The 14,235-nt window shown below is 69.8% G+C and carries 12 protein-coding genes; 2 read left to right on the forward strand and 10 right to left on the reverse strand.

Annotation, left to right across the window (positions count from 1 at the left end; translation table 11 throughout):
- Positions 1–160: 160 nt before the first annotated feature.
- The 6 genes from AB0M45_RS22315 to cobC form a co-directional block, all read right to left on the reverse strand.
- Positions 161–2,632 (reverse strand): FAD-dependent monooxygenase, encoded by a 2,472-nt coding sequence (locus tag AB0M45_RS22315; protein ID WP_364332266.1) that lies wholly within the window; start codon positions 2,630–2,632, stop codon positions 161–163.
- A gap of 320 nt (positions 2,633–2,952) precedes the next feature.
- Positions 2,953–4,143, reverse strand: coding sequence for a bifunctional RNase H/acid phosphatase (locus AB0M45_RS22320; protein ID WP_364332269.1), 1,191 nt, complete (start codon positions 4,141–4,143; stop codon positions 2,953–2,955).
- 25 nt (positions 4,144–4,168) lie between these two features.
- Positions 4,169–4,906 (reverse strand): C4-type zinc ribbon domain-containing protein, encoded by a 738-nt coding sequence (locus AB0M45_RS22325; protein WP_364332272.1) that lies wholly within the window; start codon positions 4,904–4,906, stop codon positions 4,169–4,171.
- Positions 4,907–5,014: 108 nt separating this feature from the next.
- The gene (locus AB0M45_RS22330) at positions 5,015–5,659 is read right to left on the reverse strand and encodes a hypothetical protein (protein ID WP_364332275.1); all 645 of its coding nucleotides are present in this window, start codon (positions 5,657–5,659) and stop codon (positions 5,015–5,017) included.
- A 261-nt stretch (positions 5,660–5,920) separates the two neighbouring features.
- The gene (locus tag AB0M45_RS22335; protein WP_364332279.1) at positions 5,921–7,042 is read right to left on the reverse strand and encodes a Nif3-like dinuclear metal center hexameric protein; all 1,122 of its coding nucleotides are present in this window, start codon (positions 7,040–7,042) and stop codon (positions 5,921–5,923) included.
- 131 nt (positions 7,043–7,173) lie between these two features.
- Positions 7,174–8,211 carry an Rv2231c family pyridoxal phosphate-dependent protein CobC gene (cobC, locus tag AB0M45_RS22340; protein ID WP_364332282.1) on the reverse strand — a complete coding sequence of 346 codons (1,038 nt, stop codon included), beginning with the start codon at positions 8,209–8,211 and terminating at the stop codon, positions 7,174–7,176.
- A 44-nt stretch (positions 8,212–8,255) separates the two neighbouring features.
- Between cobC and AB0M45_RS22345 the strand changes: the two genes are divergently transcribed.
- Complete coding sequence (locus AB0M45_RS22345; RefSeq protein WP_364332285.1) at positions 8,256–8,777, forward strand: low molecular weight protein-tyrosine-phosphatase; 522 nt, start codon at positions 8,256–8,258, stop codon at positions 8,775–8,777.
- Positions 8,777–9,658 carry an SURF1 family protein gene (locus AB0M45_RS22350; protein WP_364332289.1) on the forward strand — a complete coding sequence of 294 codons (882 nt, stop codon included), beginning with the start codon at positions 8,777–8,779 and terminating at the stop codon, positions 9,656–9,658. The genes AB0M45_RS22345 and AB0M45_RS22350 overlap by 1 nt, the downstream gene beginning before the upstream one ends.
- Positions 9,659–9,732: 74 nt before the next feature.
- Here AB0M45_RS22350 and AB0M45_RS22355 read toward each other — a convergent pair whose 3' ends face one another.
- The 4 genes from AB0M45_RS22355 to AB0M45_RS22370 all read right to left on the reverse strand — a co-directional run bounded on the left by AB0M45_RS22355 (position 9,733) and on the right by AB0M45_RS22370 (position 14,156).
- Positions 9,733–10,863, reverse strand: a complete 1,131-nt coding sequence (locus AB0M45_RS22355; RefSeq protein ID WP_364332291.1) for an AraC family transcriptional regulator — start codon at positions 10,861–10,863, stop codon at positions 9,733–9,735.
- 42 nt (positions 10,864–10,905) lie between these two features.
- The gene (locus AB0M45_RS22360; protein ID WP_364332294.1) at positions 10,906–12,114 is read right to left on the reverse strand and encodes a cytochrome P450; all 1,209 of its coding nucleotides are present in this window, start codon (positions 12,112–12,114) and stop codon (positions 10,906–10,908) included.
- Positions 12,115–12,311: 197 nt separating this feature from the next.
- Positions 12,312–12,842 carry an ROK family protein gene (locus AB0M45_RS22365; RefSeq protein ID WP_364332297.1) on the reverse strand — a complete coding sequence of 177 codons (531 nt, stop codon included), beginning with the start codon at positions 12,840–12,842 and terminating at the stop codon, positions 12,312–12,314.
- A gap of 396 nt (positions 12,843–13,238) precedes the next feature.
- Positions 13,239–14,156, reverse strand: a complete 918-nt coding sequence (locus tag AB0M45_RS22370; protein WP_364332300.1) for a cobalamin biosynthesis protein — start codon at positions 14,154–14,156, stop codon at positions 13,239–13,241.
- Positions 14,157–14,235 lie beyond the last annotated feature (79 nt).

The following is a 14,235-nucleotide window of genomic DNA, read 5'->3' on the forward strand; positions in this document are numbered from 1 at the left end:
TCGCGACACTCGCGGCACCGGCTGTGCGCGGATAACCAAGCCCACCCTGATCTCTGACACGCAAAGCTGCTACCACAGTTATCCAGTTATCGATATCGCAAATCACGGCATCGACTTCGCCGATGCCGGGACTCTCCTGTCGTCTTGTGGTGTAGGCGGGTCAGCAGGCCGACAGCAGCGCGCGCACACTCTCATCGGCGAGGCGTTCGGCTCGATCCCGCGACACCGCGGGTTCGACGTAACCGATGTTGAAGGACAACTCGTCGTGGGTCGCATTGGCGGTGGCCATGATGAACCCGCTCACCGACATGCCGGAGACGAACTGCGCGCCTTCCAGCTGCCAGGAGCCGATCTTGTCCGGGAAGGGATAGCTGCCCAGGTAGGTCATACAGAGATGACCGGGACCACGGGTATCCATCAGTTTGACGGTGGACGCGCTGGCCGCCGCCGATTTCGGCGCGGCCACCTTCAACAGGTTCAAGGCGGAGAGATGATCGCGCCGATCCATCCGCGCGCCGTATTCGCGCTCGATCTCGAGGGCGATCTCCCACAGCGAGGCCCACGGCGCATACTTCGCCGGGGTGGCGATCATGCCCTGATAGGTGCCGACCTCGGTGTCCGCGGCGGCGCCGTCGAGATGGTCGCGGAAGTTCACCGAGCTGCCGACGGTGTACCAGGTCGCCTTGCCGGTGCCCGCCTCCCTGGCCGCCGCCATCAGCAGCGCCGCGGACAAGGCGGCTTGCAAGCCGACGCCGTGGCGTGCACAGCCGGCGGTGAGCGCGTCGAGCCGGTCGGCGTCGAGGCTGCGATGCACCACCCGGCTGCGCCGCTGTGCGGGCGGAGCCAGCGAGGTCGGTTCCAGCCTGCGCGGCCTGCGCAGCTGTGACTTCTGGTCGCGCAGCAGCGAACCCGCGGTGCGAAGCGCGCCACTGCCGCCCTGGAAGCGCGGCGGGAAGAGATCTTCCGGGCCGGGCCGCACCGGGGCGGGCGGGAACTCGCCCGCTTCCCCGGCGGCCGCGTACAGCACCTGCTCGGCCACCGACAGCGCGCTCTCGCCATCCGCGATCGCGTAGTGCAACGTCACGATCAGCTCGTTGGTGCCGTCGGTCTCCTTGATCAGCACCGCCCTGGCCAAAGGCCCGGTGCGCCAGTCGAACGGCTCGCGCAGCTCGACTTCGTCGACCTCGGTCAACCACGTGGTGCTGTCCTCGGATTCGATCACGCGCAGCGGGATGGGCGCCTGCACCGGGACGAAACGCGGTGCGGTGCCGTCGGGTTCGGCGGCCACGGCGACCCGCAAGAGCGGATGTCGGCGCTGCACTTCGTCCAGGCCGGCCCGGATCTGTCCGGCGTCGACCTGTCCGCGGATCCGCACGCGCGACAAGATGTGCAGCGGCGCCAGCTGATCGGCGATCCAGTGCCAGCGCTCGACCGGCGACAACGGGCGCGGCAGCCGCGCGGTCGGCCCGTCCAGCGGCGGGAACGACATCGGCTTGGCGAGCTCGCGCAGGAAGAATTCGGTGGGCGCGTGCCGGAAGTAGGTGTCGCGCACCCGCACCAGACGCGGATCGGTGGTCTGCTCGATCTTGGCGAGCGAGGCCGAGCCGTTCACGAACATGGCGGTGCGATCGGCGCGCAGCTGCTCGTAACGGCGCAGGCCCGCAACCGGATCCAGCGCGTTGCGCAGCACGTTCGCCAGCACTACCGCGTCCTCGATGGCTGAGTTGGCACCCTGGCCGAGACTGGGCAGCATCGGGTGCGCCGCGTCACCGAGCAGGGTCACCCGGCCGCGGCCCCACCGCGGAAGTGGCGGGCGGTCCTGGGCCGGCACCGCGAGAATCGCGGATTCGTCGGTCTGCTCGATGCAGGCGCGCACCTCCGGCGCCCAATCGGCGTACAAGCGCAGCAGGTCCTCCTTGCCGCCGCGCCAGTTCGCCGCCTCGTCGGCGGGCAAGGTCTGGGTGCCCCACCAGTACACCCGGCCGTGACCGATGTCGTGGATGCCGAACCGCATTCCGGTGCCCCAGAAGTGCGCCGAGAGGCCGCGCGCGACATTGCGATGCTCGAACGGGATGCAGGCCAGCCAGCACACGAAATTGCCCGCGCGTGGTTCGGCGCGGCCGTGCAGTTGGGCGCGCACCATGGAATGGATGCCGTCGGCGCCGACGAGCAGATCGCCCTCGGAAACCCGGCCGTCGGCGAACTCCACCCGCACGTGCTCGCCGTCGTCGACGAACCGGGTCGCCTGCGCGGCGACGAAAGTCGGCGTGTCGCCGATCGCGCGCAGCAGCACGTCGTGCAGGTCGGTGCGGTGCAGTGCCACGGCGGGCGCGCCGAGCTGGGCATCGAGCCGGTGCACCGGGAGCACCCTGATCGGGCTGCCGTCCGGGTTGCAGAAGCGGAAGGTCTCGACCCGGCCGCCGCGTTCGAGCAGTTGCTCATCGAGGCCGAGGCCGAGGGTGCGCAACGCGTTGATTCCATTGGCCTGCACCGAAAGACCGAAACCCTGCGCACGCAGCTCGGGGCCCGCTTCGTATAGTTCGACGGCGAAACCCGCGTGCCGCAGCGCGGCCGCGGTAGTGAGTCCTCCGATCCCCGCCCCCAGAACGATTACCTTGATCGGACTGCTCATCGAACCTGCACTCTCTCGAACTACGCGACGGCACAGGCCCTTCCCGCCGTGACGCGGTCCATGGGCGGCGCTGCCCACCGACCATCGTCCCCCTTGGTGACACCCGATCGAGGGCACACAACAGCGTCGGCCCCGACCAGGCTGGCAGGGTAGGACGCCTGTGCCTGACCGTCCGGAAGCCTACCGCTACTCGGCGCGCAAGGCCGAGTCGAAGTGAGATTCACCGCATCGCGCGAATGTGAAACGCAAACATGTTGCAATAGGGCATAATTCGCCCTTCGCGCACCGCGTTCGCCCTCGTTCCAGGGGTGGCGGCGTCCTCAGAGATAGGACGTGTCGTTCACCAGACGCACCGATGATCCGCCATCGGAATAGAACTCCGCTATGGATAGCGACGCCAGATCCAAGTGCAACCGGTACAGCAGCGACGGCCCGGCATCGAGCGCCAGTTGCAGCAGCGTCTTGATCGGGGTGACGTGGCTGACCACAACCACGTTCGCACCGGGATACCGTTCGATCAGATCACGACGGGCCGCGGCCACTCGTTCCCGGACCTGATCGAAGCTTTCCCCGCCGGGCGCGGCGGTGGCCGGGTCGCCGATCCAGCGGGCGTGCAGATCGGGGTCGCGCTGCGCGGCCTCGGCGAAGGTCAGGCCCTCCCACGCGCCGAAATCGGTCTCGATCAGACCGTCGTGTATCTCGGCAGGCACACCGAGGGCGGTCGCCGCGGCCTCCGCGGTCTCCCTGGCCCGGCCGAGTGGTGAGCTGACCACGGCGGCGATACCACCTCTGACGGCCAGCATTTTCGCGGCCCGTGCGGCCTGTTCCCGGCCGAGCGCGGTGAGCGGCGGATTGCCGCGACCGGAATAGCGGCGCTCCAGCGACAGCTCGGTCTGGCCGTGGCGCAGCAGCAACAGCCGGGTGGGACGGCCGATGGCCCGGGTCCAGCCGGGGCCCTGCCGCACCGGCTCGGGCTGCGCGGCCGCCTGCCTGGCTTCGTCGATCCAGCTCGGCAGATCGCGCTCGGTGACCGCGAGGGCTGGGTCGGCGGCCTCGGTCGACCGCGCGGACTCCGGCGTCGCGCGGACCTCGCCGACCAGGGTGGCGTCGTCCATGGCCTGGTTCGCCAGCCGGTCGGCGTGGGCGTTCTGAGCGCGGGGAATCCAGGTGAAACGCACCCGCGCGAACCCGGCGGCCAGCCTGCGCGCCCGGTCGGCGAGCGGAATCATGGCCGCGTGCTTGACTTTCCAGCGGCCGGTCATCTGTTCGACGACCAGCTTGGAATCCATCCGCACGTCCACGGTTTCGGCGCCGAGTTCCGCCGCCGCCTCCAATCCGGCGATCAGGCCGCGGTATTCGGCGACGTTGTTGGTGGCGGTGCCGAGGAACTCCCGGCGTTCGGCGAGCACGTGGGCGTGATCGGCGTCGTAGACCACGGCGCCGTACCCGGCCGGACCGGGATTGCCGCGAGAGCCGCCGTCGGCCTCGACGATCACCTCGGGGTAGGTCATCGCCGTGCCCGCTCGGCACCCGGCTTCACAGCCCCGATTCCTTGGTCCGGACCAGGATCGCCCCGCACTCCGGGCAGCGCACCACCACATCGGGGGCGGTCTTGGCGATCCGGGCGATCTCGCCGCGGTCGAGTTCGATGCGGCACGCGCCGCAGCGGCGGGCCTGCAACAGCGCGGCGCCCACACCGTGCTGCGCGCGCTGACGGTCGTAGATCGCGAGCAATTCGGCGGGCAGCTTCCCGACCAGACCAGCGCGATCGGTGTCGCAGCGGCCCTGCGCCACATCCAGATCCGCCAGCGCCTCGTCGCGCTGCCGCCGCGCGTCGGCCAGATCCGCCTCGGTCTTGCTCAGCCGGGCGCCCGCGTGCTCGTAGTCGGCGGCGGAGGCCTCGCGCCGTTCCATCACCTCGAGCAGTTCGTCCTCCAGCACCGAACGGCGGCGCTCCAGGCTGCCCAGCTCGTGCTGGAGCTCCGAAAGCTGCTTGGCGTTCACCGTTCCCGCGGTGAGCATTCCTTTGTCCCGGTCCTCGCGCTTGCGCACCGCCTCGACCTCGCCCTCCAGCTTGCGGATATCGCGGTCGAGGTCGTCCAGCACGATCTGCACGGCCACCGCCGCGTCGGAGTGGGCGTTGCGCTCGGCCTCCAGCCGGGCGACCTCCTGCTGCTCGGGCAGCACGGTGCGGCGATGCGCGATCCGGGTCAGCTCGGCGTCGACGGCGGCGAGCCGGAGCAGCTCGGCCTGGATCGTGGGTTCGACATTCAACGCGGACAAACTCCTGGATGGGTGGACGGGACTGGTGCTCAACCGTACCGCGCCGCGGCGGCCGCCCCGTGTAATGGGCGTAGCCGGAGGAAGTCCATCGAGCAGCCGCTAGCCCCCGACGGTGCGGGTCTTGATCGCGTCCCGGGAGATGTAGACGTCGTATTCGCCGGGCACCGCGATCACCGCGTTGCCGTAGGCGGAGCGCACGAACGGCTGGGTCCACCAGCGGCCCGCGCGCATGTCGGCGAAGAAGTCCTGGTCGCCGCCGCCGAGAAAGATCTGGTTCTGCGTGGTGGCGACGCCGTCGAGGCGCTGGCCGTACAGGCGGCTGATCCGGTAGCCGGAGTGGAAACCCAGGGCGTTCACCCAGGGCTCCAGCTCGACGATGCCCGCTTGCAGCACCCACATGTCGCCCTCGACCCGGTAGGTGCTGCGCTGTTCGGCGTGGTCGTCGTCGCCGTACAGGGTGAGGTCGACGTCGAGCTGGTGCTCCTGCCCCGCCACCGGCTTGGCCACCACATGCGCCGCCTTGATCTCCCCGGTGAGTCCCAGATACGTCTGCAGCAGGGTCGCGACCCATAGCAGCACCGCCGCGACCAGCAGCAACGCGAGCCCGCCTGCCCCACGCGCGAGCAGCGCCCGCATCCCGACCCGGCGGGCCGCGATCAGACCGGAAACGATCAGCGCGACACCGACCAACAGCAGCAGGATCAGGCCGATCTGCACCAGCCCGAAATCAACCGGGAAGCTCATGAAGTAGTTCTACCCCGGCAAACGGCTCGATTCACCCAAACCGCCCACCCCGTTCCAGCTCGGCGCCGACACGCCCCGACACGCTGGAACCGTTGCCACTTCGTCGTCAGGACAATGGCATTGGACACGCCGACGCCGAACCCGCGCCACCCTGCTCGCCGGGCCCTCCGTGACTATGCGAACCACCGCCTCGGGGATCGTCGCTCCCGCGAGCTTGCCCCTGCCCCCGGCCGCGACTCGGACCATCGCTCGCGCCGCCGGTCAGGCGGACGCGCCCACCGTCCACGGGTCGGTGCGCAGCGTGGATACCCTCGTCTCTAGATCGGGCAGCGCGGTCCGGACCAGGGATTGCGCCTGTGCGCACCAAGGGAATTCGGTCGCCCAGTGCGCGGCGTCGACCAGCGCGGGGCCGCCCTTGCGCAGATGTTCGTCGACCGGGTGGTGGCGCAGGTCGGCGGTGACGTAGGCATCGACGCCGAGGCGGGTGGCCGCGTTCAGGTAGGAGTCGCCCGCCCCGCCGCACACCGCGACGGTGCAGATGGTGCGGTCCGGATCGCCCGCGGCGCGCACGCCCCAGGCGGTGGGCGGGAGCGCGCTCGCCACGCGATCGGTGAAGGCGCGCAACGACTCCGGTTCCGGCAGGGTGCCGATCCGGCCGATACCGAGCGACGAGGGCAGCGGGGCCCGTTCGCTGATGTGGTAGGCCGGGTGCTCGTACGGATGGGCGGCGAGCAGCGCGGCGAGCACCGCCGAGCGCGCCGTGGGCGGGGCGACCACCTCGACGCGGTCCTCCTCGACGCGCTGGAGCTCGCCGAGCGCACCGTCCGCCGGACCCGCCTCGGCCAGCGGACGGAACTGCCCCGTCCCAGGTACCCGCAGCGCGCAGTCGCGATAGTCCCCGACACCGCCCGCTCCTGCGGCGAAAAGGGCGGCAAGCACGGCATCGGTATGTGTGCGGGGTACTCGGACCACCCAGTTGTCCACGGCGGACTCGGGTTTCGCGTCCAGCGGGCCGGTCACGGTGAGCCCGAGTGCCGCGGCGAGCGCGTCGGAGACGCCGGGTTCGGCGGAGTCGGCGTTGGTGTGTGCGGTGAACAGGGCGCAACCGGAGCGGATGAGCCGGTGCAGCAGCGCGCCTTTCGGCGTGTTCGCCGCGACGGTGTCGACGCCGCGCAGCAGCAGCGGATGGTGCACCACCAAGGCATGGGCGCGCCAGTCGATCGCCTCGTCGACGACCGCCGCGGTGGCGTCGACCGCGAACAGCACGCGGGTCAGCTCCTCGGCCGGATCGCCGCAGACCAGGCCGACCGAGTCCCACGACTCGGCCAGCGCGGGCGGGTACGCCGCGTCGAGCACCGCGATGAGATCCGCCAGCGTCGTCATCGTCCACCTTCCTTCGCTTCGGTCCTGCCCTACGACAGTCGATTTCCTTCCGGGAGGAATCGTCCACCCGTACCGGCATTACATAGCGTCCGCACCGCCGAGACGCCCACGCGGCCGACACGGCGGGCTGATCACACACCTGCCGATCGAATCGCGGCGACCAGCCGGTCGACTTCGCCGGCGCCCCGCACCGCGACGCGCAGGTGGTCCGGGCCGAGACCAGGGAAGGTGTCGGCACGGCGAACCGCGATCCCCTGTTCGGCCAGGTGTTTGCGGAGCAGTTCACCGTCCGCGACGCGCAGCAGCAGGAACGGGCCGTCGGCCGGGATATGGACGTGCACGCCGAGGCCGGTCAGCCGTTCGATCATCGCGGTACGCGCCAGGGCCAGGGTCGCGGCGCGGCGGTCGGCCTCGGCCACGGCCGCGGGGCTCGCGGTCGCCGTGATCGCCTCCAACTGCAAGGTGCCCAGCGGCCAGTGGGCGCGCCCGTGGTCGAGGCGGGCCAGGAGAGCAGGTGCGCCGAGAAAGTATCCGCAGCGCAAGCCCGCCAGCGCCCACGTCTTGGTCAGGCTGCGGAGCACGAGCAGATCCGGTGCGGGGTCGGCGGCGACGGACTCGAGCTCGCCCGGCACGGCGTCGGCGAAGGCTTCGTCGACGACGATGGTGCGGCCCGGCCTGCGCAGGGCACGAATGGCGTCGGCCGGGTGCAGTACCGAGGTCGGGTTCGTGGGGTTGCCGAGCACCACCAGGTCGGCGCCGACGGGCACCGCGGCGGGATCGAGCAGGTAGGGGGGCTCCAGAACCACCCTGGCCACCGGGACACCCGCCTCGCGCAGCGCGAGTTCGGGCTCGGTGAACGACGGATGCACCACCGCGGCCAGACGCGGCGCGAGGCGGGGCAGCATCGCGAACCCCTCGGCCGCGCCCGCGAGCAGCAGCACCTCGCCAGGAGTTCGGCGGTGCCGGGCCGCGACCGCACGGCGAGCGGCATCGGCGTCCTCGGCGCTCGGGTAACGGCCCAGGTCGGACAGCCGCACCGCCAAGCGCTGCCGCAGCCACTCCGGCGGGGCGACACCCTGGACATTCACCGCGAAATCGAGCATGCCCGGGCGCGCGTCCACGTCGCCGTGGTGGCGCAGTTTCACGCGATCGACGCGGTCCTCGGGCACGAGACCACACCCTACGTGGCGAACCCGTAGCGGCACCGGCCAGAATGGCAGTCGTGGGTCAGCTGCACGTCTCGTTTGTCTGTACCGGCAACATCTGCCGTTCTCCGATGGCGGAAAAGATCTTCGCGGTGCATTTGTATCGGGCCGGACTGGCCAATCGGGTGCGGGTGAGCAGCGCGGGCACCGGGTCTTGGCACGTCGGTGACGACGCGGATCCGCGGACCTCGGCAACGCTGCGCAAGTTCGGCTATCCGACCGGCCACGTGGCCACCGCGTTCGGCGCCGAGCACCTCGACGCCGATCTCGTGGTCGCGCTGGATCGCTCACACCAGCGGGAACTCGCCCGCCTCGGCGTCCCGCCGCAGCGGCTGCGGTTGCTGCGCACCTTCGATCCCACCGCCAACGGCCAGGACGTCGCCGACCCGTACTACGGCGACGCGGCGGACTTCGAACTCGTGCGCGACCAGATCGAGGCAGCCGTCCCCGGCCTGCTCGACTGGGTCCGCGCCGAGCTGGGCACCGCCGAGCCACCCGACCTGCTACCTGCCCCAGACGGACGAGCCTGATGCGCAGGCTCGCGTTCCTGCTCCGCCCCAGCTGGCTGATCCTGGCCGTGCTGGTCGCCGCCTTCGCCTACCTGTGCTTCACCGTGCTCGCGCCGTGGCAGCTCGGCAAGAACACGGCCACCTCGCACCGCAATCAGCTGATCGCCGACTCGGTGAAGGCCGACCCCGTTGACCTCACCGCGGTGCTCTCCGATACGGATGCCGCCACCGAGTGGCGACGCGTGACCGCCTCCGGTAGCTACGTGCCGGACTCGACCGTGCTGGTCCGGCTGCGCCACCTCGACGGCGCTCCCGGCTACGCGGTGCTGGCGACCTTCCGGCTGGCGGACGGACGCGTACTGCTCGTCGATCGCGGGCTGGTATCCGCCGTGGACGGGACCCGCCCGCCTTCGATCCCGGACCCGCCCGCCGGACCGCAGCGGATCGAAGCGCGGATCCGGATGTCCGAAGGGGTCACGCCCGGCAAGGACCCGAGCATCCAGGACGGCTACCGCCAGGTGTATTCCATCGACACCACCCAGGAATCCGCTGTGCTGCACCAGCCACTCACGCCGCTGCCGACCGGCGAACGCGGCGGCTACTTGCAGCTGAGCGAGAACCAGCCCGGCGCCTTCACCCCGACCCCCCTCCCCCAACTCGACGCGGGCCCCTATCTGTCCTACGGCCTGCAATGGCTGGCCTTCGGCATCATGGCTCCACTCGGACTGGGCTATTTCATCTACGCCGAGATCCGGGAGCGGAGGAAGGAAAAGAGGTCCGCCGCGACAACTCCCGCCGAAGCGACTCTGGCTGGATCGACCTCTGCGAATCAGTCCACCGCGCCTGCCGCGCCTACCACCGAGGCCCGCCTCGCCGACCGCTACGGCCGCGGCCGCAGCTGATCCCGGACTGCCCCAACCGCGCGAGCGCGCGCACCCAAGAGCCGCTTGGCGTCAACCGCAGAGCGCGACGAACATCAGCGATCCTGTGCCGTCGCATCGTAAAGCTGCCGTCGGCGCGCGGAGTCCAGCTCTCGGCGCCAAGTAGTACCTTCCTCGGCCAGCCGCCGTTGCAGTGTCCGCGGTCCCACGGCCAAGCGGCGCGCGACGGATACCAGTGAAATCGTGTCGTCGGCCAGGGCCGCGTCTATCGCGGTCGCGACCCGCTCGGACCATGCGGATCCGCTGGCCGGTTCGCTCAGCCTGCGTTGCCGGAACTCGCGGGGTGTCTCGCCGTACCGCGCTTTGAATGCGGTGGAGAACCAGCTCTCGGTGAAGCCGGAGTATGCCGCCACCTCGCCGATGGTCGCGGCGTGTCCGGGCCCGGCGAGCAGATCGCGTGCGGCACGCAGGGCCGCCTCCTGTCGGACCTCCCGATACGTGGTGCCCGACTGCTGCAGGGCGAAACGCAGTTGCCGGGGTGACCACCCGAGAGCCGCTGCCACGGCGGGCAACCGCAGGTCCCCGGCACCGATGTGCTGCCGCACATACTGGCGGACGGAATCGGCCACTTCGGCCAGATGGCCTTGCTGCGGACGCACATCCCCGATCCACATCATGCAGAGCAGCTCACCGATTCGATCACAGACGGCGTCGAACTCGCGGCCGGAGAGATCGGCTTGCTCGGCATGGGTGGCGCGGATCATGGTCTGCACCACCCGGCCCAGGCCGGATCGCATGTCCAGCGCCGTCGACGGTGGCCCCCCGGGTGGCAGCCTGCAGTCGATCTCCACGCGCGGTACCCGAAACGCATACGCCACCGAGGCAGGCATATGCAGCCGCCACGTCCGGTCCAGTCTCATCAGCAACGCGCGACCGGGCGGGAGCCGGATCGACGTGTCGTTCTCGACAGCGGTGAACACACCCCGCTGCGGGAACACCAACCAATGGAAGTCGTCGGGACCGCGGCGGGTGTGCGACAGCGTCCGAGCGGCCACCTTGTCTCCACACTGCTCCGTCCGCAGCAGGGTGTGCGCGGCGGTGTCCTGAGCGGTCAGATGGGCCCACCACGTGTGCGGAGCACGGTATCTGTGCCCCATCGGGATGAAGCTGTCGCTGAGCGCGGTCCACTCCTCGGCATCGTCCACGCTCAGTTCGGAATACCTCACAATGACACCTCGATGAAACTGGATCGGCGCCGCCGTCCCGCGCTATGCGCTGGAGCCGAGGAGCACCGGCAGGGTGAGCGGCCCGCAGGTGATGAATTGCGGACTGTAGGGAATCACGGCGGGGTCGCAGGTCAGGCGCAATCGCGGAAACCGGTTGAACAACGCCGACAACGCTATGCGGGCTTCCAGTCTGGCCAGATGCGCACCGAGACAGAAATGCGGTCCCCGGCCGAAAGCCAGTTGGTCTCGGAAGTCGTGGTCTATGTCGAACGCATCGGCGCCCGGGTAATGATCAGGATCCCGCCCGACGCCGCCATACCATCCCACGATGGCCCCAGCGGGAATATCGACGCCGGCGATGGTGACGTCCCGGAGCGCGTAGCGGTTGAACATATTGCCCGCCGGGGAGCGGAAGCGCAGCATCTCCTCCACGACATCCGCCCACCGGTCCTCGGTGCGGGCCTTGGCCAGCTGCTCGGGATGGGTGCACAGTGTCACCACCGCATTGCCGAGCAGATGCACCGTGGTTTCATGACCGGCCATCAGCACCAGCCACAGCATGTCGACCAGCTCCTTGTCGGCCAAACCGTCGTCGGCATTGGCGTGCAGCAAGGCGGAGGTGAGGTCGTCACCGGGACGATGGCGTTTGCTGTTCAGCAATTCTGTGAGGTAGCCGATCAGGGCGCCCATCGCCGCCTGAATCTGATCGCCGGTACTCAGATGCGACATGATCGTGGCAGCCCAGCTCCGGAATTGCCGTTGATCCGATATCGGCACCCCGAACAGCTCGCAGATCACCCGCACGGGAAACGGCATGGTGACCTCTTCGACGAGGTCGACCTCGCCGGTGGGGTCTGCAATGGCGTCGATGAGTTCGGTGATGATGCGCCGGATCCGGGGCTCGAGTGCGGCGACCCGCCCCGGGCTGAATGCCTGGCCGATCGTCTTGCGCAGCCTTCGATGGTCGGCACCGTCCATATTCAGCATGTGCTCGATGTCGGTGAAGGCGCGCATCGGCCAATCCGCCGGAATCGTGCCGTCGTGCAGTGCCGGGCAGTTGCGCGCGTCCTTGCTGAACACTGTGCCGTCAGCGGCGAGGATCTCGCTCACCGCCTGGTAGCTCACCGCGATCCAGGCCGAAACGTTGCCGGGCAGTTCGATCGGAACGACCGGACCGCGTCGGCAGATTCGATCGAACGTATCGAATACCGGCTCGCCGGCGGTCGGCAGCTGAATGACGGGCTCGGTCATAGTGTCTCCCAGGGTGCGGTCGGTCATACGCGACCGTGTCGGCGCGTGCCCGACCAGTGTCGGTCGCGGTTGCGCACCGGAACGCCGGAACCGTGATTCGTTGCCTCACAACGAAATTTTGACGCCGTCGTGCCGAAGTCCGGGTTGGTTCGCGCATCCCTTGTGCCGGCCCGGCCGCCATCGAAGGGGGACTGCGCTCACCGCGGCCGGCGGCGAACGCACACCATCCGCTGTGCCGGTCGGTAGTCGTCTCGAGTGCGAAGGTGCCTGTGTGCACGTTCATCGCCGTGGCCGAGTGGTGTGCCGCGGATTGCCCGTTCCTCCGCGATCAAGGCGAGGATGCCGGCACCGGTCAAGATCGCCTCGGCTCCCGCGGCAGAGCCGATGCTTCGTTCCGCGAGCGTGAGGCACAGGCCATCGGATGCCATCCGGACGATGGCGACCGGGAACAGTCTGCGCACCGCCGCCACGATGCCGAAGCCGGCACGCCACTGGGTGATTCCGGCGGGAGCGACCACCCCGGCCGACTTGTCGATCGGACTCGGACAGGCGATGCCGACCGCGGTGATCTCATCGTCTCCGGCGACATCGAGGAGGAGATCTCGGCAGGCGTCCCACACCCCATCCGCCGGTACCGGTATCCGCTGAATGTCCAGCGTGCCGATGCCAGCGGCCACCCGGCTTGCGGCGAATCCCGCCGCACCGATCTCCAAAGCCAGGACGGTCATGAATCAACCACCACCACAAGGCTTTCCGGAGTCCTCGGGCAGCCCCGGTAACTGGATGGCCGTAACGGTCACGATGCCTCCTCGGTCGATCGGTTGTTCCGGAAATCGTGTGCTTGCCGGATCAGTGTCGACCGCGGAGGTTCGTCACTTCATTCGAATACACCTACTGTGCCGCCGAACGCAGATACTCTGCCCCGAAACGAAATCCGGTGCACGATCAGCGGGCGGCTCTGCCCAGCGGCGCAGTCCCTTTCGGCTGTGCGCTGCCTGATGCCGCCCGAGCTGACGCGGTAATCGGGCCGGCCGACTGGTCGTAGGCTTGCGGGATCGCGATCGTCCGGGGGCGGAGCTTTGCGGGATCAGCACGCCCGGATGACCCGGCGAGAAGTACACGGGTCAGCGCTCGGCGACGGCGACCGCGGCGGCGAAGACGGTGGCGGCCAGCTGCACCACTTCGGAGAGGCGGACGGCTCGGCGCAGGTCAGCGACGGTGGGGGCGGGGCCTTCGCCGAGTAGCGGACGCAGTTCGACACCGTGCGGATACTGCGTGCGACCACCCAACCGGACGCCGAGTGCGCCTGCCATCGACGCCTCGACGACTCCGGCGTTGGGGCTGGGATGCCCTGCCGCGTCGCGGCGCCAGGCCCGCAGCGCCGCCGCGGGGTGACCGCCGACCACCGGTGCGAGCGCTGCCGTGAGCAGGCCGGTGAGCCGCGCCGGGAGCAGATTGGCCACGTCGTCGGTGCGCGCGGCGGCCCAGCCGAACCGCCGGTAGCGTTCGTTGCGATAGCCGACCATCGCGTCGAGGGTGTTGATCGCGCGATATCCCAGCAAACCCGGCACACCGGCCACGGCACCCCAGACCACCGGAGCGACGGCCGCGTCCGACGTGTTCTCGGCGATGGACTCCAGCGCGGCACGCGCGAGGCCGTCCGCGTCCAGCACGTCCGGGTCGCGACCGCACAGTCCGGGCAGCAACGCGCGAGCGCCATCCAGATCGCCGGCCGCCAGCCGATCGGCCATCGCTCGGCCGGCGCCCGCGAGGCTGCGACCGCCGAGGACGGTCCAGGTCGCGACCGCCGTCGCGACTACCCCGCCGCGCCGCGCCGCCGCGCCGAACCCGACCACCGCGCCGACCGCGAGCGCCTCGTGCACCAGTCCGGCCACACGCCGGTCGGCGTAGGTCACCCCTTCCAGAGCGGCGGACGCCGCACCGAATCCGGCCACCGGATGCCACCGCCTGGGATCGCCGAACACCCGATCGAGCGCGAATCCGAGCAGCAGCCCGGCTGCGGTGGAAGTCCCCTTTTGCACCCGGCGAGAGTATCGGGTGGGCTCGCCGACCTACCCGCACACCATGCCGTCACCCACGTGTCACACTCTGTGCCCCTGC

Source organism: Nocardia sp. NPDC051787 (assembly GCF_040681325.1).
Classification (GTDB): Bacteria; Actinomycetota; Actinomycetes; order Mycobacteriales; family Mycobacteriaceae; genus Nocardia.